This is a genomic window from Micromonospora sp. NPDC047074 (assembly GCF_040643815.1).
Classification (GTDB): Bacteria; Actinomycetota; Actinomycetes; order Mycobacteriales; family Micromonosporaceae; genus Micromonospora.
Genome location: NZ_JBEYVB010000007.1, coordinates 189889 through 213466, shown reverse-complemented (window position 1 = coordinate 213466; position 23578 = coordinate 189889). Strand labels below are relative to the sequence as shown.

Below are 23578 nucleotides of genomic sequence, written 5' to 3'. Positions count from 1 at the left end.
CGATCCTGACAGTGTGGCCGACGATCCGCCTCCCGGCGAGCGCCGGTCAGCGTGCCGGGATCAGCCGGTCGCCCTGCGTGCGCTCGCCCGTGCGCCCCGGGGAGGGGTGGCCCGGGCGGCGGTGGTCCGGGCGGGTGCCTTGCGGGCGGTGACCTTCTTGGCCGGCGCCTTGGCGGCTGTCGTCTTCTTCGCCGGGGCCTTCTTCGCCGCCGCCTTGCGGGCGGTGGCCGAGGAGGCCGTTGTGGCCTTCTTGGCCGGGGCCTTCTTCGCGGCGGCCTTGCGGGCACCGCCGGTGGGCCGGGTGGCGGCCGTCTTCCGGGCCGGCGTCGCCTTCTTGGCCGGGGTCGTCTTCTTGGCGGCGGCCTTCCGCGCCGGGGCCTTCGCCGCCGCCGTGGTCTTCCGCGCCGCCGAAGTGACCTTGCGGGCCGTGGTGGTGGTCTTGGCGGCGGCCTTCCGCGCCGGCGCCTTCGCCGCCGTGGTGGCCTTCGCCGTGGTGGCCTTCGCCGCAGCCTGGCGGGTGGCGGTCCTCGCCGAGGCGGTCTCCTTCGCCGGAGCCTTCTTCGCCGCCGTGCTCTTCGCCGCCGTGCTCTTCGCTGCCGTGCTCTTCGCGGTCGTCGTCCGTTTGGCCGTGGCGGGCGTCTTCCTGGCCGCCGTGGCTGCCGTCTTCTTCGCCGTGGCCGGCGCCTTCTTCGCCGCCGTCGCCGTCTTCCTCGCCGGGGCGGCGGCCTTGGTCGCGGCCTTCTTCGCCGGAGCCTTCTTCGCCGTCGCGGCCTTCTTCGCCGGAGCCTTCTTCGCCGGGGCCTTGGCAGCGGTGGTCTTGCTCGCCGGGGCCCGCCCCGCACCGCCCGTCGCCTTCGCGGTCGACGCCTTCTTCGCCGCCGCGGTGGTGGCGGACGGGCGTGCGGTCCGTGTCATGCCCGCGGTCCGCTCCGTCGCGGCGGTCTTCCTCGCGGTCGGACGTCTGGCGGCCGGGCGGGTGGTGGCCTGCTGTGCTTCGGCCATCTCGGTTCCCTTTCTGGGGACGTGCTTCCGCCCTCGCGGAGCACGGGGTATCTCGACGCGGGCCGTCCCGCGCCGCCTATCTGCCCTCCCCGGCCCAGCGGGCGTCCTCGGCCTCCCACGCTTCGTTACGCTCCCGCACCTGTTGCAGGGCGTTCTCCGCGTCGGCGGCTGAGGCGTACGGGCCGAGAACGTGCCGGGCGGGGCACACGTCGGCATCGGTCTCGACCCGGTGGTGTCGGGTGCACCAGTAGTAGTGCCCACCACTTCCGCTGTCGCTCATGGGATCACTGTGCACCGCGAATCACCCAGCCGCCACCGGAACACCACAAGTCACCGATGATCTCCACAGTAGACGTGATCCCGGCGGCAGGGGCTGGAACTGCGAAAACAGGGTCACAGAGGTCTCGCCGACGCCGTTGGAGGCCCCGCCGGACAGCCACGCGGGTCGTGACACGGGGCGGGTTAGAGTCGCCCGATGAACGTCGTGGACCGCCCACCTCGCGGATCCCTCCACCGGCACGTCCTCGGCCGGGTCCGATGACCGAGCTGGACCCTCCCCTGCGTCGCTACCTCGCCGGCCTGCTCGCCGCCGCCCGGGACGTCCTCGGCGCCGAGCTGGTCGGGGCGTACGCGGCCGGTTCGGTCGGGCTGGGCGCGTACGAGCCGGGACGCAGCGACGTGGACGTGGCGCTGGTCTGCGCGGATGCCCTCGACCTCGCGCGCAGGCAGGAGCTCGTGGCCCGGTTGCGGCACGAGGCGTTGCCCTGCCCCGCACGCGGGCTGGAACTGGTCGTCTACCGGTGCGAGGTCGCCCGGTCCGGCACGCCGGAGCCCGGGTTCGAGGTCGAGCTGAACACCGGGGCGCGGATGCCCTTCCGGGCGACGTGGGCCGCCGCCGACCGACCGGCCGGGGACGGCCTGTTCTGGTACGGCCTCGACCGCAGCATCCTGCACCAGTGCGGCCACGCCCTGCTCGGGCCACCGGCCGCCGCGACTTTCGCCGACCTCTCCCCCGCCGACCTGCGTCGCCTGCTGACCGAAGCGCTGTGCTGGTGGCTGGCACTGCCGACCCCGCCCGGCGACGACCCCGCCCCCGGCGCCGAGGACGCGGTGCTCGGCGCCTGCCGCGCCCTGGTCAAGGTCCGCCACGGCGGCTGGCTGTCGAAGGTCGACGCCGGCCGCCGGCTGATCGCCGACGGCTGGCCGGCCGAGCCGATCGCCGCCGATCCGGTCTCGCCCGGCCGGTCCGCGGGCGACCCGATCGCAGCCGGCCGGGCCGCGACCGACCGGACGAGCGGTCCACACGTCGACGGTTGGCCGGGCGGCCTGATCGAACGGTCGATCGCGGCGCGGGCGGGTGGGACGCCGCCCGGCGGCCTGGAGGCGCGCGCCTTCCAGCGCCGGGTCCTGACAGAGATCCGCGCCGGGGCGGCATGACGGCGGTCGGGCGGCCGTGCTCCACCGGGATCAGGCCGGCACCGGCTCCACCGGGATCCACAGCTCGGCGTCCGCCTCCGTGCCGTCCGCCGACACCCGCGTACGGGAGATCTCCGGTCCCGGCCGGCTGCGGTACGGGTTGGACGGGAACCACTGGGTGAACACGTCCCGCCACAGGTACTGCACCGCCTGCGGGAACGCCCCGGAGGCCTCGAACACCGCCCAGGTGCCCGCCGGCACCTCCAGCGCGTCCAGGTCCTCCGGCACCTCCGCGCCCGTCACCACGCCGTACCAGTAGTCCAGCTCGGTGCCCTCCGCGCGGCTGTCGGCCACCTTGTCGCTGACATTGACGACGCCCTGCGGCTCCTGGTCGGACAGCGCCTCGATCCGGCTCACCGTCTCGGGGCCGATGCTCCTGACGAAGGCGACGATCGCCGGGTTCATGCCCTCGTGCACGAGCGGCAGCCGCGCCTTGCGGCCCACCAGGCGGAACCCGTCCTTGCGTACGATCCGGTATCGCATACTGCTGCTCCCTTCGATGACGAGTCGGAAGGACATCCGGGGCTGGGAGCGCAGCGCCGCCCCCGTACGCCGGGCGTCGCCGGGGCCCACGCCGTGCACTGCGTGGAACGCCCGGGCGAACGCCTCGGTGGAGCCGTAGCCGTAGCGGACGGCGATGTCGAGCAGCGTCCGCTCCCCCGCGAGCACCTCCGCGCCCGCGACGGTCAGCCGCCGGCGCCGGATGTACTCGGACAGCCCCACGCCCGCCAGCGCGGAGAAGATCCGCCGGAGGTGGTATTCCGACGTCACCGCGATCCGCGCCAGCTCGTCCACCTCGATCGGCTGGTCGAGGTGCCGCTCGATGTGCTCCATGGCCTGGTTGAGCCGCTCCAGCACCCGGTTCTCCTTCCCTTTCGAGCAATGACGCTAGGCGCGACGCCATGTTCCCGACCCGACATGCTGTGCCCGGATCGGTCAGGTTGCCGCGGCAGGCTGCTCCACGAGAGCCGGAGGGAGGGACGCAGAAAGACACTCCGGGCACCAGGTGCGGTGCCCGGAGTGTCTTTTGTGCCGGTCAGGCCTGGATGTACGCCCTGCGGCGGATCCGGCTGGCCCCGATCAGGAGACCGCCGGCGGCCAGCAGGCCGCCACCCAGGGAGAGGGCCGTGGTGGAGCTGTCGCCGGTGACCGGCAGCTCGTCCTGGTCCTTGTCGTGCTTGTGGTCGTGCTTGCCGTCACGGACGCAGACGGTGACCGTGTCCGGGGCGGAGATCACGAGGCGGCCGTAGTACTTGCCGAACGCCCGGGCCGTGTTGACCACCTTCCCGGCCTTGACGTCGGCCTTCGTCACCACGTGCGGCTTGACGGCGTGGCAGTCGGTGCTCGTGCCCCGCGCCAGGGTGGTGCTCTTGCAGACCACCTTTCCGGCCTTCGGGTCCTTGACGCCGACGTTGGTGATGGTGACCGTGCCGGTGTTCGCCACCCGGTAGGTGTAGAAGATCTTGTCGCCCTTGGCGGCGTGGCCGTCGTCCGCACACTTCTTGTGGCAGTCCGACTCGACCCGGGCCTTCTTGTCGATCGACAGGCTGGCCTGCTTCGGCGGGGCCGGCTTGGTGGTGACGGTGAAGGTCGCCTCGTTGGACGGCACCGTCTGCTGGAAGAACAACCCGGTCGCCTCGGCGGTGTTGACGATCTTGCCGTTCTTCACGTCGGCCTTCGTGACCGTGTACTTGCCGGTGCAGGTGGTGCTCTCCCCCGGCGTGAGCGAGTCGTCCTCGCAGATGATGCCGGTGGCCTTGTCGTCCGTGACGGTGATGTCGGTGATCGGGCCGGTCGTGCCCGTGCTCTGGTTCGTCACCGTGTAGGTGTAGGTGACCTCGTCGCCGGCCTTCAGGCCCTTGGCCGGGGAGCCGGTCTTGGTCAGGTGCAACTCCGGGTTCACCTGCGGGTTCGACGCCGCGCAGGTGTGGGTGAGCACGAAGAAGTTCGCGGTACCGGAGATCACCGCGGTGGCGCCGGTCAGCGTCCAGCCGGCCGGGAGCCGGATCCACGCCTTGCTGGTGCCCATGTCGTTGACGATGGCGCTGTTGGGGTCGGTGGGGATCGTCCTCGTGACGTTGCCCTGCGGCGTGCTGAACGTCGCCGTGATCGTCTGGAAGACACCGCTGGTCTGCGGGTTGCCCGGCAGGTTGAACACCCACACGTCCTCGTTGGCGAAGGGCCCGCCACCGAGGTTGGGATCGCAGTTCTGGGTGGCCTGGTCCGCCGTCGTCGGCACGTTCCCCGGGTTGATGTTGATCGTCGACGCGGCAGCCGCCGGCGAACCGCCCGTGAGCACCAGGGCACCGACGAGCAGCGCGAACGCCGCCACCCGTGCGTAGATGCCGCCCCGTCTGGGCGGCGAAGAGGTCTCTCTCATGTAATCCCCCGTGAAGTGGATGGTTGACATAGGGGAAAACGAGAGGTAGTGGCACGCGTCACTCAGGGTGACCAGGAATCCCCCGCTCGGTGGATGTCGCGGGTGTTTCCTGGTCACAGCCCTGCGGGGCCGTCCCGCACGGCGCCCTCGGCGGGGTCAGCACCGCGGGCTGACGGCGAGCGGCCCGCCGTCGATCCCGAAGCGAGCGCGGACGCCGCGCTACTCGATGGAGGATGCGGGATGGTGCCCGCGGTCGGACGGCTCGTCCGGGCGGTGGCGGGCGAAGGCGTCGACCCTGCCCCAGCGGCCGGGGATGTCCATCAGCGCGATCCGGTCGAAGGCGGGCGGCAGCGCGGGGGCCACGGCGAGGTGGTCCTGGTGCGGCTCGAGGCCGAGCATGGTCCGGATGAGCAGCAGCGACGTCCCGCTGGACCAGGCCTGCGGGCTACCGGCGGTCGGATACCGGACCGGGTAGCGCGTGACGTGCCGCTCGAATCCGCCGAAGGCCTCGGGAAGCCGGCCCTGGAAGTAGGTGGCGGCGTCGAGGATGCCCTCGGCGATGCGGCCCGCCTCGGCGGCGAACCCGTACCGGCGCAGGCCCCAGGCGATGAACGAGTTGTCGAACGGCCAGACCGTGCCGTTGTGGTACCCGAGCGGGTTGTAGCGGCCCTGCCCCTCGGCGAGGGTGCGCACGCCCCAGCCGGAGAAGAGCGCCGGACCCATCAGGTGCTCGACGACCCGCGCGGCACGCTCCGGCGGCACGATCCCGCTCCACAGCAGGTGCCCGATGTTGGAGGACAGGCTGTCGACGGGAGTGCCGTCGTGGTCGAGCGCGAGGGCGTAGTAGCCGCGGTCGTCGAGCCAGAAGTCCCGGTTGAAACGTTCGTACAGCGCCGCCGCCTCGCGTTCCAGCCGGTCGGCGTAGCCCGGGTCACCCCAGAACGTACGGGCCAGCCGCGCCGCGCGGATCTTGGCGTCGTATGCGTACCCCTGCAACTCGCAGGTGGCCCGGGGAAAGCCCGGCAGCCTGCCGTCGGCATAGGAGATGCTGTCCCAGGAGTCCTTCCAGCACTGGTTCTCCAGGCCGGTGGCCCGGTTGCGTCGCTCGTACCAGACGTAGCCGGTGGACGTCAGGTCCGCGTACTGGTCGATCCACGCCAGGATCGCCCGGACCTCCTGCTCCAACTCCATGACCAACGCCGCGTCGCCGCTCCACCGCTCGTACTCGTCGAGCAGCACCACGAACAACTGTGAGGCGTCCGCGGTGCCGTAGTACGGCGAGTGCGGCTGTTCCTCGAACGCCGCCGACTCGCCGTAGCGCAGTTCGTGCAGAATCCGGCCGGGATCCTCCTCCAGGACGTCGTCGTTGCGGGCGCCCTGGAGCGAGGCGAGGATCCGCAGCGTCGGCGGGGTCATCGACGGCATGACGGGCAGGGCCTGCAGGCAGGTCAGCAGGCTGTCCCGGCCGAACAGGGTCATGAACCAGGGCAGGCCGGCCGCGGGCACGGTCGCGCCGCCGAGCGAGAGCGGCGCGAAGCGCAGCGCCGCCAGGTCCACCAGGCTGCGGTGGTACACCTGCTGGAGCGCGGCGCTCTCGGTGTCCAGCGTCGGGGCCTGCGCGACCCACGCCCGCACGCTCTCCGGCAGGGTGGTCTCGTCCGGGCGCAGCGCCCGCGCCGCGGCCCGGAGGTCGACGCCGTCGGGACGCAGCGCCCGCATCTCCACCCGCAACTGCGTGGACCACCGGTCTCCGGGCCGCAGCCGGGGCGTGAACCGGAGGCCACCCGGCTCGAAGGTGGCCGGCTCGCTCGCCGACACGGACACCTCCCGCTGGAACGTGCCGCGCCGGTAGCCCAGCCGCAACTCGCTCGGACCGACATGGGTGTAGTGGCTGCCGGCCTTGTCACCGACGGCGAACTTGATCTCGAAGATGTCGGCGAAGTCGGACGCCACCTCCAGGCGTACGTCGAGGTCGACGTCCCGATCGCCGTAGTTGAACAGCGTCAGCGACTCGGTCAGGTCCGCCCCGATCCGCCGCCGCCGGATCGCCGACACGTCGGCCTGCACGTAGTCGACCGGCCCACCCGGCACCACGAAGAACGCCACCTCGTAGTACTGGCTGTCGTCCACCGACAGCGCGGTCAACCGCTCGCCGTTGACGGTGAGCACCCATCGGGACAGGAACCGGGTGTCGGCGGCGAACAGCCCGACCGGGGCGGCGGGTGACGACTCCACGTCCCCGCTGGTGTCCGACACGATGAAGGTGTTGCCGTCGATGCACGACACGGTGCCCGCGATGTCCTTCATCAGATCACTTCCCGCGCCCGGGGTCGGCCTGCTCCCGCGAACCGGAGTCCGCCTGCGCCCGCGAACCTGAACCGGCCTGCTCCTGCGACTCGGACGCCTTCGGGAACAACCGCCCGACCCGCATGGCCAGGCCGATGTCCCCGTCGACCAGGATGTCGCCCCGGATGATCGCAGCGAGACCGTTCATCTCACCCCGCGTCATCGCCTCCGCGACCTCCGCGGACACCGTGATGACGGTGCCGGCGGGACCGGCACCCTGTGTCACCCGCATCTGCCCGTGGTCGATGTCGAGCAGCCACTGCTCCACCTGCTCCCCGTCCCGGATGTCGAACCGGACGCTGCCACGCACCTTGCACAACCGTGGGTCGTGGCCAACAGCCGTCAACTGCTCGAAGAAGGCGCTGGTCGCCGTCATCCGACCTCCCCGGCCACTGATAGGAGCGCACGCCGACTACCCACCGGACAGGGGTGCTAACTTCTTCCTGTGGCTCGCTGGCGAGGGCCGAGGAGAGCGCGGGCGCTGAATACCAGATCCTCCGCTCGCGCGGAGGTACCGAGTCGAACGGAACAGCAGGAAGCGCCCACATGGCCTCGGTTGTCGTCGCTAGCCGGGTATCAGCTCACTGAGCCGGTCCAGGGTGTACGCCTCCGATCCGTCCGGCAGGCCGGCGGGCGCCTCGATGCCGACGAAGGTGACCGGCTCGTCCGGCAGCCGGCCGTTCCACGTCAGCACCTCGGCCCGCGTCCGCCACCGGTCGACAAGGTAGGACATGGTGAGGTGACGCCGCTCCATCAGGGCGCGTACCCGGTCGGCGGTGGTGAACGCGTTTCCCTCCACCCGGTTGAACGACGGCCTGCCCCGCAGGTACAGGTGCAGCCACACGGCCTGCCAGCCATGCTCGTTCCTGGCGAACACCATCGGCAGCGCGACCCGGCCCTGGCCGCGCAGGTGCGAACGCGCCCGCACGGTCCGTGCGTCGAACGGGGCGCCGAGCTGGTCCCGCGTGCGGGTCTGGTACCCGAACATCGACTCGGCGACCTCGTCGAACGACTCGCCCGAATAGATGTTGACCTGCGGAACCACATAGCGCCCGCGGGCTGTCAGGGGCACGTCGATGAACTCGGTCGCACCGTTGCGCGCGTCGGTGATGTCGCCGGAATGCACTATCCCGTCGTGCTGGTAGTTCGTCCAGGACACCTGGCCCGCGCTGTGGAACTCGTCATCGAGCAGCAGCACCGACAGGTCGTAGTCGGTGCGACGACTGGTCTGGCGCCAGTACATGAAGAAGCGCAGCAGTTCACCGGACACCGACGCCCGCGAGCCCCTCGGCAGAACCGCGAAACCGCCCTCGGCCGCCTTGCCGGACAGCGGCAGGGCGACGTCGAGCACCTCGGGATCCACCACCAGCGGTCGCTCCGGTGCCGGCAGCCGGGCGCTGATCTCGGCGTCGAGCAGCGACGACAGCTCGGCCACCAGCCCGGCCGGTAGCGGTGGCCGCTCGTCGGGCCCGACCCACGCGGTGCGCGATCGGTTCGCGTACATCCGGGCGGACGCGGGCGCCAGCCGGTTGTCGACATGCTCCCGCAGCGAGAGGAGCACCCGGCCCGACGCCGAGTCGAGCGCACCGGTGACCGCCTCGACGACAGTGGTCCGCTCCGACGCCGACGCCAGCCGCAGCAGCCGGTCCGCGGATCGCAGGAGCAGGCCCGGCGCCGCCGACAGCGCCGCTGCGGCCGGACCGATGGCCCCGGCACGGATCGCCGCCTCCGCGCGGCCGGCGAGGTTGCGTACCCGCCGCTCACCGCGCGCGACCGCGAACACCTCCTGCGCATGCGGCCACTGGCCGTACTCGTGCGGGTGCAGCCGTTCCCCGAGCCGCTTCCACCGCTCCGCGTGGCGCACGACGTCACCGAGCTTGTCCGGGTTCGCACGGACGACCTCGTTCAGCGCGGCCAGCAGCATCCGCCGCTCCGGGCGTCGGAAGGCGCGGAACCGCGTGGGCGTCACGAGTGAGGCGTCCCCGCCGGAGACCTGGCAGGCGAGGCGCAGCACGTCGGTCGTCGTGTCCACGCCGACCAGCGGCCGGCCGAGGACGAGCCGGATTCCGTTGAGCACGGCACGGTTCTCGCGTACCGGGATCCCGGCCGGTTGCGGGCCGTCGACGCAGGCGACCGCGAGCTCGCTGAGGATCGCGAGGTCCGCCTCGCCGTGTGGTGTCGCGCTTTCGGCCAGGGCCAGGTAGAGGCGCTCCGCCTCCACGTCGGCGGCGGCACCGAGGCGCAGCAGGGTCACCCGGTCACCGGCTGCGCTGACCAGGTCGTCGTGCGCGGCCAACAGCTCGGCATAGGTGTGCTGGTAGGTCCCGTAGGCCGGCAGGTCGAGCAGGTTCAGCCCGCCCGAGGCGACGGCGGCCCGCAGCTGCGCGTCGGTGGCCGTGCCCCCGCCGGCGAGTACGGCCGCCCGCAGCCGGTCCGTCCAGAACTCGATCGTGTCCGGCACGTCGTGCGGAAAGCCGATGAAATAGGCGTTGTGCTGGACGTGGTCGCCCACCAGCTCGCGCACCGCCGTGACGACCGTGGCAGCGAGATCCATCGCCGGCGCGGGCGCCAGGGTGCCGATGTGCTCCAGCAGAGCCCGCGACGCCGAGAACCCGACATCGAGCAGCGTCGCGTCCAGTTGCCGGGCCACCGACGTGCCGTCGCCGGCCGCGCCGGTGCTGGCCGGCACACGCAGTGTCTTCTGGATGATCAGCTTTTCGAGCACGTGGTCCCACCTCCGGTCGACTTCGGCAGTTGCCGGCATGTAGCCGCGGCACAGTGGGTCGCCGGGGACTCGAACCCCGAACCATTCGATTAAACAAGGAGAAGGAAGCGCCTCCATGACCGCACAGGCGGTGAGCGGACGCGCTACTCATCCGAATGCTCTGCCAGTTGAGCTAGCGACCCAGATGTCGATCATCGCACCGGCCGGGTCGACATGGCTATCGATTTCGGAGTCGCTGCCGGGCACGGACCTCCCGTCGAATCCGTGCCTCACAGGTCGCCGACGACGGCCATAGGATCTGGGAGTGGACGGTTCACCTGGCGCGGATCATCGAACTCCGGCATCCGTCACCGAGTGGGCGCGGCTGTTCGTCAGCTACTGCCAGTACGACGTGTCCACAGTGCCGGGCGTGTCCGACATGGAGATCTACACCCTCGGCGACGACCTGCTGCACGTCGGTGGGCCGAGTCGGTTCACCGGCTTCTGCGGCATACACACCGGCTGGATCGAGGCACGCATCCGTGTCCGGCCCGAGCCTCCGACCGAGGCCGAAGACGGCTGGGACGCGATCAGTGAGGCGACCCTCTGGAGTCCCGGCGGCCGGCTGTCGGTCGTCGGCCTGATGGGCGACGGGGCGGAGGCCCTCACCGGCGTCGCCGTTCCGCGCGGGCTGATCCGGGTGCGGGTGCACGCGCGCGACCGACTGCACGAGACCGTACGCACCGACGACGACCCGCCCGAGCGGCACGAGCTGCACGTCTGGGCGGTGTCCGAGGAGACGCCGTGGCGCACCGTGCTGGCCGACCCGGGAGGCCACGACTGGGAACAGAAACCGGCGAGGGCCGCCGAGCGGGCGATGCTGTCACTGGTACCGCGCCCGTCCGCCCGTGCGGCCCTCCTGCCTCCGCCACCATCCGACCCGTACGAGGACGACGCCGGCCCGGCCCGGGTGGCGGTGGTCCGCCACCGGCCCGCGCCGGTCGACGTCCCGGCGGGAGTGCTGCCCGCCGGCGACCTCGAGGTCCGGCTGGAGCGGGTCGACGGCGACACCCTCGTGTGGTCGTGGGCCACCGCCGACGAGCCGATCTTCCCGCATCCGCTGGCCACGCTGCCGGACGGCGAGCCGAGCACGGTACGCCTGACGCCCGGCCCCGACGGCTTCAGGCTCAGGCACGAGGGAGTGCTGGGCCGGCACGCCTTCGCCCTCGGCCTGATCTGGGACCACCTGCTCGACGACCCCGGGTCGTACCCGTGGATGGAAACCTTGCGTGGGCAGGCCGCCGAGGCGACCGCGCTGGCCGAGCGGACCCGCCGCCTGCGGGCCGAGCGCGAAGCCGCAGAGTGGGGAGGCGCTCCGCCGTCCGACCGTGTCCGCGGGCTTTTCGGCCAGGCGCGGTCCCTGGCCCGGATCGACCGCCCGTTGCTCGACCGCCTCGACGCGTTGCCCGCCGCCCGCCAGCGCGAGGCAGCCTGCTGGGCGGCCCGCCGCGCGATGCGGGTGGCCGGGCTGGAGCAGATCGGGTGGATCGCCGACGCGCTCGCCGCCGCCGAGGCCGACCGCCCACTGCCCCGATCCTTCACCGAGCAGGGCGGCGCCGCCTTCCACCGGCTCCTGTCCGATCCCGAGGTGCCGCGCACCACCGTCCCGCTCCGCCGGGACCCAGGAGCGTTCGGCAGAGGCGGCGTCACCGAGATACTCCAGCAGGCCGCCGCGTTCCCCGCCCTGATCGCCCTGGCCAACGACGATCCGCTGGTCGCCGCGATCGACGCCGTGTACAACGCGGCGATCGCGCACGGCGACGACCGCGACCGCTTCCTCACCGACGCCCACGGCGCCCTGCGCTGACCCTCCGATCCGGCACGCCGTGCGGTGGGCGCTGCTGCCTGCGGGTGAGCGACCGGGCGGACCGGGCGCAGTGGAGCGGGCGCCACCTCACCGACAGCATCCGCTGACGGACCCCTCGGCCTGCCCTGACGAGCAGGAGCGACAGCAATTCCCGGCCACCCTGGCTGTCAGTCGTCGAACTCGAACCCGCTCGCCTCGGCTTCCGTGATCAGCCGCCGCATGCGTTCGCCGTCGGTCGCGACAACGTTCATCCGAGCCTCCAGCTCTTCCAGCGCGCTTCGATCGGTGCCGTAGGCGCAGAACATGCCACCCTCGGGGTCGTAGGCGAACCGTCCGTCGAGCGTCTGAGCCTCGGTGCTGACGAGAACCTGCGCGACGCCTTCCCAGAAGTACCCGTTGGGCTCGTGACCGAGCTCTTCGACCAGGGCGTCAACCGGGGTGGTCCCCGCGTCCAGCAACAACGAATACTGCCCTGGGGTCGTCTCGATCAGATTGAGCAAGGTCATCGGAGGATCCTGGCACCCGTCGGTGGTCGCGGCAACGAGCTGGCAGCCGATGACGATCCACGACGCGACGGGCAGGGATGCGATCCTCTTCGAGGTGGTCGGGCGGACGGCGGCGAGGTAGATCGGGATGTGCTCGCGCGGCTGACCGGCGTCGGCAAGCACGGCACCGTGCGCCGCGAGAGCATCCGGCCCGGTTCCCGAGGCCGATTCGTCGCCAAGCCGTCAGGTCGGCCCGGCTTCTCGCTCCGCCAGCAGCGCGGCCAGGACGCGGGCCGGTTCGTTCGCGAGCAGTGCGCGTACGTGGGCACTGGTCTCCGCGGTGAGGCGCGCCGTCGTCGCGGTGTCATGCAGCTCGGACCAGTCGAGCGATGCGACGAAGTCCGCGATCCACGGGCCGGGCCGGGCCGCGTCGAAGCCGGCCCGCAGTCGGGTCAGGAGCGTCTCGTCGTCGCGAACCTCCACCTCGCCGAAGGCACCCGCGTAGGTGGTCAGCAGGCAGGCGAAAGCGAACACCCCGAGTTCAGCCCGCCGCCCTTGCGACCACGCGTCGAGCACCACCGGCAGGTTCCTCGTCCGCCACTTGGCGAGCGCGTTGAGTCGGATGTCGGCGAGCCGGTGCTGCAGCGCGGGATTCTGGAACCGGTCGAGGATGGCGGCGGCGTACTGCCGCAGTTCCGCCCGGTCCCCGGAGCCCGCCGGCAGCGATGGCAGCACCTCGTCATGGAGCAGGTGCCGCAGGTAGGCGCCGACCGCCGGGTGTTGTACGGCGTCGAGCACGGTGCGGCAGTCCACCAGCGGACCGACGGCCGCTATCGCCGTGTGCGCGCCGTTCAGGACGCGTACCTTCCGTTCGCGGTAGGGCCGGATGTCGGACATGAACCGCACGGGCAGGCCGGCACGGTCGAGCGGGAACTCGTCACGGATCGCCGGTCCGCCGGCGATCGCCCAGTCGGCATAGTGCTCGCCACGGACGATCAACCGGTCGTCGAAGCCCAGCGATGCGCGGAGTTCGGCGGCCTCGCGCTCTGGTAGCCCTGGCACGATCCGGTCGACGAGAGTGTCGTAGAAGTGGCAGTGGCGGGTGACCCAGTCGATGAACCCCGGGGCGAGCGCCGCCTCGGTGGCATGTCGCACCACCAGGGAACGCAGCGTCGCACCGTTGTTCTCGATGAGCTCACAGGGCAGGAACGACAGGCCCCGCCGGGGGTCCCCGGCGAAGTGGCTCCAGCGTTCGTGCAGCAGCGCCGTCATCTTGGCGGGGAACGACGTGGGCGGTGCGGCAGCCAGGTCGTCGGCGGCATAGGTGATGCCGGCCTCCGTGGTGTTGGAGATGACCAGGCCCAGCGCCTCCCCGCGCACCAGATCACGACAGCGGTCCCAGTCCTGGTGCGCGTCGACGACCGACTGCACCGCCGTCACCAGGGTGGTCTCCGTGAACGGAAGTCCGTCCCGGACGCCGTCGAGCAGGACGTGGTACATCCCGGCCTGCTCGGTGAGCCGCGCGGTGACCTGGTCGGGCCGCGGCGTGGCTTTCATGACTGCGATCCCGTGCCGCAGGACGCCTGCGTCATTGGCCCGGTGCACCATCCAGTCGGCGAAGCCGCGCAGGAAGTTGCCGGCGCCGACCTGGAGGATCCGGATCGGCAGGGCCTCCCGGCTCGGGTCGGCCTCGCCGAGTGACCGGAGACGTTGTTCCGCGCGGGTCACCGCACCACCCCCGACTGCAGATCCATGCTGGCCGTCGACCTGCTGGAGGCCATCTCCAACACCGTCTCGTGCGAAGCGGCCGGGATGTGCATGCCAGACCCACGAGCAACGCCACGGATGGTGACGAGCACGCCTAGCCTCCTCGATCGACCTTGTGAAGCGTGGATGACCCAAAATAGTGCAACCCCTTGCACCGTTGTCAATGGGCGTCGGCGATCACGAGTCGGACAAAAGGAACAGTTCGAGGCCCTTCCATTGGGATAATTAGGTCAAAGTCTTCCCGATGCTTCTGGGATCCGGACCGGATCTGCCTAGAATTTGCAAACGTTTGTTGCCAGCCGTCGGGCGTCAGAGACCGTCACGGTTTCCGGGTGTAGCTGACGGTTGGAGCTTGCGTCTTGTCGCACGCACCGAGGACCTCGTTGACGAAGCCGTCCTTGTTGCGCGCGTAGGCCATGAGGTCAGCGCCGTGAGCGTGCGCGAGATCGCGCTTGAGGCACTCGTACCGGGACCGGTAATCCGCCCGGCACCGCAGCGCGTCGCGAAACGCGACTCGTCGTCGCCACAGCAGGGAGGCCGGCTCGGTGAGATGAAGCTGGTAGGTGCGCTCCCACCAGTTGTCTGTCTCCGGCTTGAAGAAGTAGTGCGCTTCCTCCGGACGGTGCACGCCGTTGCGGTAGCCGAGAGCGGTCACCACCTCGATGGCGGCTACTGCCTCTGACAGGCTGCGCACCGGCGCCATCATGTCGATGATCGGCTTTGCTGCCAGCCCGGGAACCGATGTAGAGCCGATGTGCTCGACCGGCCCGACCAGCCATTGCGCCAGAGCGGCTTCGAGGGTGACCCGCTCCTGCTCGAACAGCACAGCCCATTGCGGGTCGTACGGGCTGAGGGTGACCGGCGTGCCCTCCAAGAGAACTGCCTTTCAGTATCAAGTACGGGTCGGGTGATGCCTTCTCGACGGCATCAGCCATCCTGCTACGACTGGGTCAGGCCGTCTGAATGATCCTCCCGGGAGCGCCCTCTTCTGCCAAGGACGACCATCGGAGACCCGGACATAGAACCAGCTCAGAGCCTTGATCACGGCTCTGAGCTGGTGGGCGACGGACGAGTCGACCTGTACGCCGGATTAAGATCCGATCACCCCTGCTGACCAGGGACGGAGCCTGGCGACAGCCGCTGTAGGCCGTCGCCAGGCCGTCAGGGCCACGGCGGGCAGCAGGTCATCTACAGGCGGCCTTCACTAGCAAGCCTTCGCTCCAGCTCGCGAATTAGCGATTCAATGCTCGAAGATCGCTGGGGATGCAGAGCAACTGCTGGCGCTTGCTTGAGCTTCTCCGCAACTAACTGCTTTGCCTTGAGCTTCACCTTGTCGTCCCAGTTCTTCCCCTGAGCCCGAAATGTCGCCTCAAGCCTGTGCGACCATTTGCCCTTCGCGCTCCTGAACTCCTTGGCCGAAGTCCTAACTCCGAACTGATCAATTATTCCTTGCTCATAAATTACCGGATCGAGCGCATCTTCGAATTCGGATTCACTCTGACCCGGGACGATAACAAAGTTTTCCTCATTGGGCCGCAGAAGACCGTCGCTCCTCGCCTTTCCGGCTGCGAGCTTCCCGGCGTCATCATTGTCAAGCAGGACGTGATAGAGGCACAGTTGACTTCTCAGGAAGTCCAATCTCGCAGATAAATTCGAGGCGCTGCCCAAGGACTCAACCGCAAGAGCACCAGCTGCCAGTGCTCCGCTGAGTTCCTTGGAAGATTCGAGGAGGAGCGCTTCAATCGCCGCCGCGTCGCAACCGCCCTCAACGAGTAGCACGAGCGCGGCATTTGAGAGATTATCCGAGATTCGGACGCCAAGCGCATCTCTCAACTCAACAATACTCTTGGCTGGGGCAGCCCGATTACTACGAACTATGATATTGCTCGCCAAATTGTAGCGGTCCACCAGCAATGGACTGTGGGTGGTGTATGCCACCTGCTGCTTGCTGGCAATATCGCCTAGGACTCCCCTGAGCTGATGAATTGCTCGGGGGTGCAGATGAGCTTCCGGCTCTTCCACTGCCAGAAATAGAGCGGCACGCCGTTGAGCTGCAACTTTCCGAACAAGCGCCAACGCCGCCAGGCTTTGAACTCCATCACCCTTGTGCATGAGTTCCGTCGAGACGCCGTCGTTGACCATGATCCGCGCCCGCTCGGAAAGCACCGCAAGGATGTTCTCTGTCTCAAACTCTATTTGCACGTTGTTGACATCCGGCAGGAAATCTCGCAGCGTTGCCACAAGCTCCTTGGAGAGTCGATTCGCCACGGGCTTAAGCGCAGAGGATAGCGTCTTCATTACCGCCGTAATTTCCGGCCGCTCCGACAGTTCCTCCAGCTCGTAGCTAACCATGTCCCTCACTACGGCCGCAGCCCTAGAGGCGGTCCGAACTGATTCCACGTATTCAATACGCAACGCCCGACCAACAAATTGAGCAATCTTACCGGATTGACTGGTCAGCGCCTCTCGACCCGGCCCTTGCTTTCGGACCGTGAATTCCACTGTCTTACCGATCGTAAGCCGGATTGGCAACTCGGTCTTCAATCTGGAGCCCGTGAGGCGACGGAATCTCTCCCGCTCCCCCTCGTCAAGCTCAAACCATAAATCTATTATTGTGTTACCTGCAACACTCCGCGCCTGCAGATCTTTTGGATAGTCATCCACCCAATCATATTCATTGAGGATCCGAAGCTTGGCATTCTCGGGATTCCGCTGACTCTGCATCAGGCCATATCGCCTCAGCAGCCGCATACTAATCACCAAAGCTCGGAGGATGTTTGACTTGCCCTCATTATTGGGGCCGACAAGTACCGTCAGGTCTCCAAGATTGAGCCGCGAAGTCCGCTTAATTGACCGATATTTCTGAATTGCCATTCCGGTCAACTTCACATTATCTCCAATTGTGGCGTGGGGTCAGCGGTGCTGAGATGAGGGCCACCGCGCGGACGGGACGCAGGGAGTGGCACCTGAAACTCTACAAGGGATGGTCTTGACCTTGTATGTTTGACGCGTTCCTGACAGCCTTCCTCGCGGTCATGCGCAGAGTTCAGTTCACCTGTGTCGAGCGGGCCGGAGACTGAGCCTGTCTAGGCCGTCACCCGGCCATCAGCGTTCTTCTGAATTGTTAAATAGATCGTCGATAGCCCGGCGGGTGCGTTCCTCGCTGGCTGGCATCAGGTGGGTGTACACGCGGAGAGTGAAACCCGGGTCGGAGTGCCCGAGGTACGAGGCAAGGGCCTTGATGCTCTCCCCCGCGTCGAGCAGCGCCGAGGCGTAGAAGTGCCGGAGCGCGTGCATCCCGGTCGCCCGGGTCGGGACGATGCCGGCCGCTTCCACCGCTGGACGCCAGCTCTTGCCGTCGAAGGTGGCCCGCTTGATCGCACCTCGCCGGGTGGTGGTGAAGATCAGGGGTACAGTCACCCGCTCGTCGCTGAACGGGTCCTCCCACGGCAGGGTGATCGAGAGCGGGTCGTACTTCTTGGCGTGCTCCTTGAGCGACTTTGCCACCGAGCTGGGCAGCGGCACGCGACGATCCCGATCGTTCTTGGGCAGGCCGAAGACCAGCCGGGAGCGGACCACCTTGACTTGCCGAACGACGTGGACGGAGCCCGACGCGAAGTCGACGTCATCGACGCCGAGCCCGAAGATCTCCCCCTGTCGCATCCCGCAGCCGGCGCCCAGGTCGACCATCGGGCGGTACCGCTCAGCGAGGCCACCGCGGATTGCCGAAACCTCGTCGGCACGCCACGGAACGACGCGACGTTGCACCGGTCGGGGCGGCTTGACGGAGGCGGCCGAGCAGGGGTTCTTGGCGATGCGCTCGTCATCGACAGCCGCGCCGAGGATGGTCCGCAGGTGAGCGAAGACGACGGCCCGGGTCGCCGGGGCTAGCTTGCCGACCATCCCGGCATCCCACTCCCGGATGTGGCCCGGCTTGATCGACGCCAGTTGCCGAGAGCCGAAGAACGGCAGCAGGTGCTTCCGTACCCGGAACTCCGTGCTCTCCCGGGTCGACTCGTCGAAGGAGCGCGTACGCAACCAGCTCTCGGCGTACTCGGCGAAGGTGATCCGGCCGGCGGACGGGTCGACGTAAGAGCCACGGAGCTTGTCCGTCTCCGTGGAGACGAGGAAGGCGTCAGCGTCGCGCTTGGCCCGGTCCGGGAAGGACTGGCTACGTTCCCTGCCGTCCGGGCCGATGTACCGCACCCGGTAGCGCATCCCTTTGCCGAACAGATCCGACTTGATCCGCTCCTTGCGACCGCCGGGGTGTCGGATCACCTTGTACCAGCGATCTTCTACGTGTCCCATCAGGCCGCCGCCTGCTCGCGTACCCACGCCCGAACCGAATCCGGCTCGTACCGGAGGTGTCGACCGACCCGGGCTGCCGGCGGACCGTACTTGACCTTGCGCCAGCGGTACAGCGTCTCAGCGGGCACCCGCAGGTACGCCGACACGTCCCGGATCGTCCACAGCTCGTCGACCGTCTTCATCGCTGCCCCTCCCCCGTGTCGTGCGTCGATCCGTCCGGTGATGTGCTCGACGGCGGCTGTGCGGCCCGGTCCTTCGCGGCGAGCAGTTCGGAGCGCCAGCGGGCGCGTTCACTGATCGACCGCAGGAGGCGGTGCGCCATGGCCGGCACGTCGGGGTCGTCGGGCCGGGCGAGTTCCCAGGCGTGCCGGACCGGTTCGACGGCGGCGCCCTGGTCGTCAACGCCATCCAGGCCGACGGTCACGCCGAGCAGCGCCCGCACCCAGGCCCGCACGTCGTGCTTGTGGTCGGTCAGCGTCTTGCCCGACCAGTCGCGCGAGATGAGGATGCGCCGACCGCCGATGCCGAGGGTGTCCCGCTGGTGCACCTTGCCCTTGCAGCGGCCCGGCCTGAGCTTGGCGTGCGCCTTCTTCGGCTGGACGCCGTAGAGCAGCCAGTTCGCGCAGCGATCGGTGCACGGGGTGACGCGCAGTTCCTGCCACAGCCGGTCGAGGTGAGCACGCTGCCGACCACTCGTGATCTTGTGGCAGTCGCCGGTGTGCTTGGTGATGTACTTCGTGACGTACCGGATGGTGCGTTCCGCGTCCTCGGTGCCGGGCATGACGCCGCGCGCGTCGACCTGGGCGCCGAAGCGGACCACGTGCACCGGTTCCGCGTCCGGGTCCTCGTCGATCACGTCGAGCGCTTCGGCCCAGGTGGTCAAGGGCTGGCCGGTGTCCGGGTCGACCCACGCCGAGGCATCCTCGTCCCACACCGGAGGCCGGTCGGCGGTGTACCGCTGGACGTCAACCGAGGGCCACCACACCTGGTGGTACGTCGCCGCCGCCACGGTGCGCAGGATGTCCCGGGGGATGGTCCCCCGGATGGCGAAGTGAGCGTGTGGGGCCAAGCGGCGCTGAGGCTCGACGCAGCCCGCGTACTGGACGTTCCAGCCCTCGCACCGCCGCAGGTTTTGCCAGAACCGATCGAGCAGTCGGGGGAAGTGGACCGCATCCCAGGCGGCCCGCCGGTAGTCGTACCGGTCGGGGTTGACCGGGGTTCCATCCGGGCGGACAGGCCCGTACGAGTCGAGCGTCAGCGTCAGCCACATCGACGGCCGGTAGGTCGACCCGTCCGGGGCGGTGTACGTCTTGCCGACCGTGCGCCGCTCGACCTTGCGCCGGGGCAGGTCCGGGGCATCCTGACGCCGCTTGGTCGACCGCTTCCGGCGTCGGCCGTTGTCCTCGTCGCCCTGGTCCTCGTCGCCGGTCGAGTGCGGCGGCGCGACCCGGCCCCGCAGACCTTCGGCGGTGATCGCCTCTTCCACCTCCGTGATCGCCTCGTCGAGGTCGGCGACCTGGTCCCACTGGCACGCACGAGACGCCTCGTCGCGGGAGAACTCCAGGTGCCCGCGCAGCAGGATCAGCGCCTTCTGTTCCTCGGTCGCGGGTTCAGGGGGCGGCAGCGGCTCGTCGTCCCGGTGCCAGCCCTCGCGGATCTGGGCCTGCCGCAACCGCCGGTTCTTCTTGGCACACGGCGCGCACTTGTCCTCCCGCGTCGCGCCGCAGGGCAGGTCGATGACCTCGGTACGGCCGGTGTCGAGATCCGTGCGCCGCATGGCGAGCGGCCGGACGCAGACGCCGTACTCGGCCGCGATCTCTTTGAGTACGTCGACCGAGCGAGGGAGCGCCATGCGGGCCGCCCGCGACCCCGGCCGAGGAGCAACCGGAGTCGGGGCGGCCGGCGCGAGGCCGGGCAGGGTCGGCGTAGTCATCGAATGATCCCGACGACGTGCGGCCGGTTGGACTGGACGACACCACGCGGAGGCAGAACCGCCGCCGGGGCGGGGACGACGGCCGACGTCGGCTCAGCCGGGCGGACCGGTTCGACGGCGGTGGTCTGTTCTGGTTCCTCGTACTGGTACGCGGTCGGCTGGTCCGGCTCGACAGCCGGCGGGGTGACCGGGGCGTTGGACAGGACGACCTTCACCAGGGCGAGGAAGGCCAGCGACGGCACGGCCGCCACGATCCAGCCCCACACCGACGGTTCGGCTTCCGCGACCTGGGCCGCGAGCGACAGGAGCGCAAACGCCACCAGGAGCGAGCCGACCAGGCCGACGGGGCGACCGGCACGCCGCCGGGCGCGGATCTCCAGGCCGAGGTAGATCGCCATCAGCTCGACCGCCACGGCGTTGGCCCAGCCGATCCAGTGCGGCTGACCGTGGGCAACGGAGAGGTCATGTACGTGGGTGAAGGCGGCGGCGCCGGCCATCGTGCCGATGGCGAGCAGGATCACCAGGCGTACGGCGGATTCCGTGCGTTGGCTCATCGCTGCTCCCCCTTTGGCTTCTCGCGGATGGTCACGTCGATCCGGATGCGCCGGCCGTCCATGTCGCGGCGGCGGTTGATGAAGTGGGCGAGCCCGCGCAGCGCGGCGGCGGTCTGGTCGGCCGGCCCGACGAGCTGGATGTGAAGCGGACGCCGGAGGCGGTTGGTCAGGCGGATGAGGGGGGTCACAGCGGTTACCTCCGGGCCGGTCGGATGTCGGTGCGGATGTAGTCGGGAGGGGTGCCGAGCGCGGCGACCGCTTCGGAGAGGCATCGCCACAGCGCCCACGCCTCGTCGGGGGTAAGGGACATCCGCCGCCGGCCCGCACCGACCGCCAGATAGACCGGATACGGGTCGGGCCGTTCGGGGTCGACCCGGACGGAGACGGCGGTAGTCGGTTCGGGGGTGCGGAGTCGATAGAACCGGCGGCCGGTCGGGGTGGCGGTCACCGCGGCTCACCCCCGCCGTCCCGGTCGAGCAGGTTGCGCAACGCGTCGGGCAGCAGCGGCCCGGACGGCTTGCGGGGCAGCGGAAGGCGTACCGGTTCGGTGGCGGTTTCCCGGCCGACCTGCGCGAGGATGTCCGACGCGTCGACGGGCGCCGGGTACTGCCGCGCCATGTCGCGGATGTCGTCGTCGCTGACGTACGAGAACCGGACCCGCATCGGTTCGGGGGTACCGTCGAGGATCACGTACCCGACGCCCTTGGCCCATCGGGGCATCTGGTCGGCCAGCGCGCCCCGGTTGCGGGCACCGTCGCCAAGGACCAGATCGACTTGCGACGCCTCAGTGAGGCCGAGCGCGATGCGAGTCGGGAACAGGTCCCGAAACGGCAGCACCTCCTTGCGCGGGTCCTGCAACGCCGCCACGACCAGGACACCGACGCCGGCACCCTGCGACAGCAACAGCCCCAGCGAGGACGCGATGCGCTTCCGCAGGTCGGCATCCTGGAGGTACGCCGTCAGCGCCGCCATCTCGTCGACGACGACCACGACCAGGGGGTCAGCCTCAGTCGGGGTGTGCACCCGGACCGTTCCGGCCAACCGGGTCTGACGCTCGCGCAGAACGGTCACGGCCTCGTCGAGCAGGTCCGCCATGGCCTCGAACGACTTGCAGGCGAACCGGGCGAACATCGGCCGACCAAGCGCGAACTCCATGCCGCCCTTGGGGTCGATCACCCAGAGCCGCACCAGACCGGAGGCGATCCCGCCACCGAGGACCCGGACGAGCGACCAGAGCACCGAGCCCTTCCCCGATCGGGTGGCACCGCCCACCAGGACGTGAGTGGCGAGCAGGTGAAGCGACCAGGTACGCAGGTCCTCCCGCCGGGCCAGCGGCAGCGCGGTGAAGTCCGGCACCGCCGGCACCGGGAACGGCGGAACCACCGTCCGCAGCGCATCGGTACGCACCAGCGCCAGGTAGACGACGGTCGGCCGGTCCCGGTACCGCACCCGGTCGACGAGCCGAAGCAGCCAGGCACCCCGGCCGATCCGGGTCGGCGCCTCGTCGGGACGTTCCGCGTATACCCGGGCGTGCCGCCGGCCGAAGGCGTACGCCAGGTGGGCACTCGCCTTCTGAAACTGCTCCGGCGTCTGCCCCCGCACCATGCGGACGGTCAGCACGTCGAGCGCCTGGTCCGAGCGGACCCGCAGGAGTTCGGGCAGAACCTTGCGGTGGTCGTACGTCTCGGCGAGCCCGCACAGCGTCATGGCCTCACGCCAGACCCGCCGGTAGACGAACACCCGCCGGAACGAGCCGAGCAGCGGACCCGCCAGCCAAGACCACCAGGACGACTCATCCCGCCAGCGCCACACCGCCGCGACCGCCGACGCCAGGACGAGCGGCACCACCAGGCCGGACCAGCCGAACTCGACGTACAGCCAGAGCGCCAGCACGGCCGAGACGGTGGCCACCGGGTGACGCAGGCACCACCAGAGCACCCGCCCGGACCAACGCAGCACCAGCCAGAGCAGCGCCGCCCAGACTGGCAACTCGAACCGCTTGGGCCGGATCACCAGCAGATCCCCGGCCGAGGTCATCACCACTTCACCGCGAGGCCGCCCGATCACTTGGCACCCCGCAGCGACACGAACCGTCCCGATGCGTCGCGGACCGGAGGGAACGGAAGAACGAGCTGCCCGACGCAGACACCGCAGCGGCCGTCAGCACCACTGACCGGGTCGACTCGGACCTGACACACACCACACCGGGGCCAGCCACGGCCAGCCCGACGCCTACCCTTGGACACGTCACTACCTCTCTCGACAGAGCAGGGGGAAGAGACAGAGAAGGGCGGGGCTGCCGTCCGCCAAGATCAGACAGCCCCGCCCACACTCGAAGCAGCTACGCCGCCGCCTTGCCGGCCACGCCCGCCGGGGCACGCATCCCGGTCGCCCGCAGCGAGTACGCCATCCGACCGTTGTTCGATACGTACGGCGTGACCGTCATGCCCTCGAACTCGACGCCCTCGAACGGCGCCCCCGTCGGCGGAACCGGCTGGTAGTCCGCCGAGATCTTCACCGTCGTCTCCCGCGACCGCTTCCCGAGTTCCGGGTCCAGGTCCATCACGCGGACCTGCCACACCCGCTGGCCGGTCAGCTTGTCCTTCGCCGGCGAGCGACGGCCCGTCTTCTCGTCGTAGTCCTCCACCTCACCCAGTGACTCGGGCACCAACGCGCACCCCGCCGGGAACACGTCCTCACAACGCACGGCGAACCTCGTACCGCCACGCAGAGCCATAGCTCAACCTCCTGACTTC

General features: G+C 69.6%; 20 protein-coding genes and 1 tRNA gene. 3 read left to right on the top strand and 18 right to left on the bottom strand.

All coding sequences use genetic code 11. The annotated features are described in order from the left end of the window. Positions 1–13 precede the first annotated feature (13 nt). Both ABZ809_RS13730 and ABZ809_RS13725 read left to right on the top strand, forming a co-directional pair. Entirely contained in the window at positions 14–1174 is a 1161-nt protein-coding gene (locus ABZ809_RS13730) for a hypothetical protein (RefSeq protein WP_357562786.1), read from the top strand. Positions 1175–1548: 374 nt separating this feature from the next. Further along, on the top strand, positions 1549–2439 hold the full coding sequence (locus tag ABZ809_RS13725) for a nucleotidyltransferase domain-containing protein (RefSeq protein ID WP_357562838.1): 891 nt from the start codon (positions 1549–1551) through the stop codon (positions 2437–2439). Positions 2440–2469: 30 nt separating this feature from the next. Here ABZ809_RS13725 and ABZ809_RS13720 read toward each other — a convergent pair whose 3' ends face one another. The 6 genes from ABZ809_RS13720 to ABZ809_RS13695 all read right to left on the bottom strand — a co-directional run bounded on the left by ABZ809_RS13720 (position 2470) and on the right by ABZ809_RS13695 (position 10111). Continuing rightward, the gene (locus ABZ809_RS13720) at positions 2470–3336 is read right to left on the bottom strand and encodes an AraC family transcriptional regulator (RefSeq protein WP_357562785.1); all 867 of its coding nucleotides are present in this window, start codon (positions 3334–3336) and stop codon (positions 2470–2472) included. A gap of 178 nt (positions 3337–3514) precedes the next feature. After that, positions 3515–4858, bottom strand: a complete 1344-nt coding sequence (locus ABZ809_RS13715; protein ID WP_357562784.1) for an LPXTG cell wall anchor domain-containing protein — start codon at positions 4856–4858, stop codon at positions 3515–3517. Positions 4859–5077: 219 nt separating this feature from the next. Beyond that, the gene (locus ABZ809_RS13710; protein WP_357562837.1) at positions 5078–7156 is read right to left on the bottom strand and encodes a glycogen debranching N-terminal domain-containing protein; all 2079 of its coding nucleotides are present in this window, start codon (positions 7154–7156) and stop codon (positions 5078–5080) included. Positions 7157–7169: 13 nt separating this feature from the next. Further along, positions 7170–7580, bottom strand: coding sequence for an SCP2 sterol-binding domain-containing protein (locus tag ABZ809_RS13705; protein WP_357562783.1), 411 nt, complete (start codon positions 7578–7580; stop codon positions 7170–7172). A 189-nt stretch (positions 7581–7769) separates the two neighbouring features. After that, complete coding sequence (locus tag ABZ809_RS13700) at positions 7770–9929, bottom strand: hypothetical protein (RefSeq protein ID WP_357562782.1); 2160 nt, start codon at positions 9927–9929, stop codon at positions 7770–7772. A gap of 54 nt (positions 9930–9983) precedes the next feature. Then, positions 9984–10111 (bottom strand) — tRNA-OTHER (locus ABZ809_RS13695). Between the two features lie 122 nt (positions 10112–10233). Between ABZ809_RS13695 and ABZ809_RS13690 the strand changes: the two genes are divergently transcribed. Next, entirely contained in the window at positions 10234–11775 is a 1542-nt protein-coding gene (locus ABZ809_RS13690) for a hypothetical protein (RefSeq protein ID WP_357562781.1), read from the top strand. A gap of 167 nt (positions 11776–11942) precedes the next feature. On the opposite strand, the gene ABZ809_RS13685 is transcribed toward ABZ809_RS13690, so the two are convergent. The 12 genes from ABZ809_RS13685 to ABZ809_RS13630 all read right to left on the bottom strand — a co-directional run bounded on the left by ABZ809_RS13685 (position 11943) and on the right by ABZ809_RS13630 (position 23559). Then, on the bottom strand, positions 11943–12443 hold the full coding sequence (locus ABZ809_RS13685; RefSeq protein WP_357562780.1) for an immunity 51 family protein: 501 nt from the start codon (positions 12441–12443) through the stop codon (positions 11943–11945). Positions 12444–12503: 60 nt separating this feature from the next. Next, positions 12504–13988 carry a tagaturonate reductase gene (locus ABZ809_RS13680; RefSeq protein ID WP_357562779.1) on the bottom strand — a complete coding sequence of 495 codons (1485 nt, stop codon included), beginning with the start codon at positions 13986–13988 and terminating at the stop codon, positions 12504–12506. A 358-nt stretch (positions 13989–14346) separates the two neighbouring features. Continuing rightward, positions 14347–14901 (bottom strand): GrpB family protein, encoded by a 555-nt coding sequence (locus tag ABZ809_RS13675; protein WP_357562778.1) that lies wholly within the window; start codon positions 14899–14901, stop codon positions 14347–14349. A gap of 314 nt (positions 14902–15215) precedes the next feature. Further along, positions 15216–16916 (bottom strand): ATP-binding protein, encoded by a 1701-nt coding sequence (locus tag ABZ809_RS13670; protein WP_357562777.1) that lies wholly within the window; start codon positions 16914–16916, stop codon positions 15216–15218. A gap of 216 nt (positions 16917–17132) precedes the next feature. Beyond that, entirely contained in the window at positions 17133–18335 is a 1203-nt protein-coding gene (locus ABZ809_RS13665) for a tyrosine-type recombinase/integrase (RefSeq protein ID WP_357562776.1), read from the bottom strand. Beyond that, positions 18335–18517, bottom strand: a complete 183-nt coding sequence (locus tag ABZ809_RS13660; RefSeq protein ID WP_250100979.1) for a helix-turn-helix domain-containing protein — start codon at positions 18515–18517, stop codon at positions 18335–18337. Before ABZ809_RS13660 ends, ABZ809_RS13665 begins: the two co-directional genes overlap by 1 nt. Continuing rightward, positions 18514–20268: a replication initiator gene (locus ABZ809_RS13655; protein ID WP_357562775.1), complete on the bottom strand. Its 1755-nt coding sequence runs from the start codon at positions 20266–20268 to the stop codon at positions 18514–18516. The genes ABZ809_RS13660 and ABZ809_RS13655 overlap by 4 nt, the downstream gene beginning before the upstream one ends. Beyond that, positions 20265–20822, bottom strand: a complete 558-nt coding sequence (locus tag ABZ809_RS13650) for a DUF2637 domain-containing protein (protein ID WP_357562774.1) — start codon at positions 20820–20822, stop codon at positions 20265–20267. Before ABZ809_RS13650 ends, ABZ809_RS13655 begins: the two co-directional genes overlap by 4 nt. Continuing rightward, entirely contained in the window at positions 20819–21010 is a 192-nt protein-coding gene (locus ABZ809_RS13645) for a hypothetical protein (protein WP_357562773.1), read from the bottom strand. The genes ABZ809_RS13650 and ABZ809_RS13645 overlap by 4 nt, the downstream gene beginning before the upstream one ends. A gap of 5 nt (positions 21011–21015) precedes the next feature. Then, complete coding sequence (locus ABZ809_RS13640; protein ID WP_357562772.1) at positions 21016–21270, bottom strand: hypothetical protein; 255 nt, start codon at positions 21268–21270, stop codon at positions 21016–21018. Beyond that, positions 21267–22859 (bottom strand): cell division protein FtsK, encoded by a 1593-nt coding sequence (locus ABZ809_RS13635; protein WP_357562771.1) that lies wholly within the window; start codon positions 22857–22859, stop codon positions 21267–21269. The genes ABZ809_RS13640 and ABZ809_RS13635 overlap by 4 nt, the downstream gene beginning before the upstream one ends. A 304-nt stretch (positions 22860–23163) precedes the next feature. After that, positions 23164–23559 (bottom strand): transcriptional regulator, encoded by a 396-nt coding sequence (locus ABZ809_RS13630; protein ID WP_357562770.1) that lies wholly within the window; start codon positions 23557–23559, stop codon positions 23164–23166. Between the last annotated feature and the right edge of the window lie 19 nt (positions 23560–23578).

Bases quoted from the DNA above. Each gene is read 5' to 3' on its own strand.
- ABZ809_RS13715 (WP_357562784.1), bottom strand. From the start codon at position 4,858: ATGAGAGAGACCTCTTCGCCGCCCAGACGGGGCGGCATCTACGCACGG.
- ABZ809_RS13705 (WP_357562783.1), bottom strand. From the start codon at position 7,580: ATGACGGCGACCAGCGCCTTCTTCGAGCAGTTGACGGCTGTTGGCCAC.
- ABZ809_RS13665 (WP_357562776.1), bottom strand. From the start codon at position 18,335: ATGGGACACGTAGAAGATCGCTGGTACAAGGTGATCCGACACCCCGGC.
- ABZ809_RS13660 (WP_250100979.1), bottom strand. From the start codon at position 18,517: ATGAAGACGGTCGACGAGCTGTGGACGATCCGGGACGTGTCGGCGTAC.
- ABZ809_RS13655 (WP_357562775.1), bottom strand. From the start codon at position 20,268: ATGACTACGCCGACCCTGCCCGGCCTCGCGCCGGCCGCCCCGACTCCG.
- ABZ809_RS13650 (WP_357562774.1), bottom strand. From the start codon at position 20,822: ATGAGCCAACGCACGGAATCCGCCGTACGCCTGGTGATCCTGCTCGCC.
- ABZ809_RS13635 (WP_357562771.1), bottom strand. From the start codon at position 22,859: ATGACCTCGGCCGGGGATCTGCTGGTGATCCGGCCCAAGCGGTTCGAG.
- ABZ809_RS13630 (WP_357562770.1), bottom strand. From the start codon at position 23,559: ATGGCTCTGCGTGGCGGTACGAGGTTCGCCGTGCGTTGTGAGGACGTG.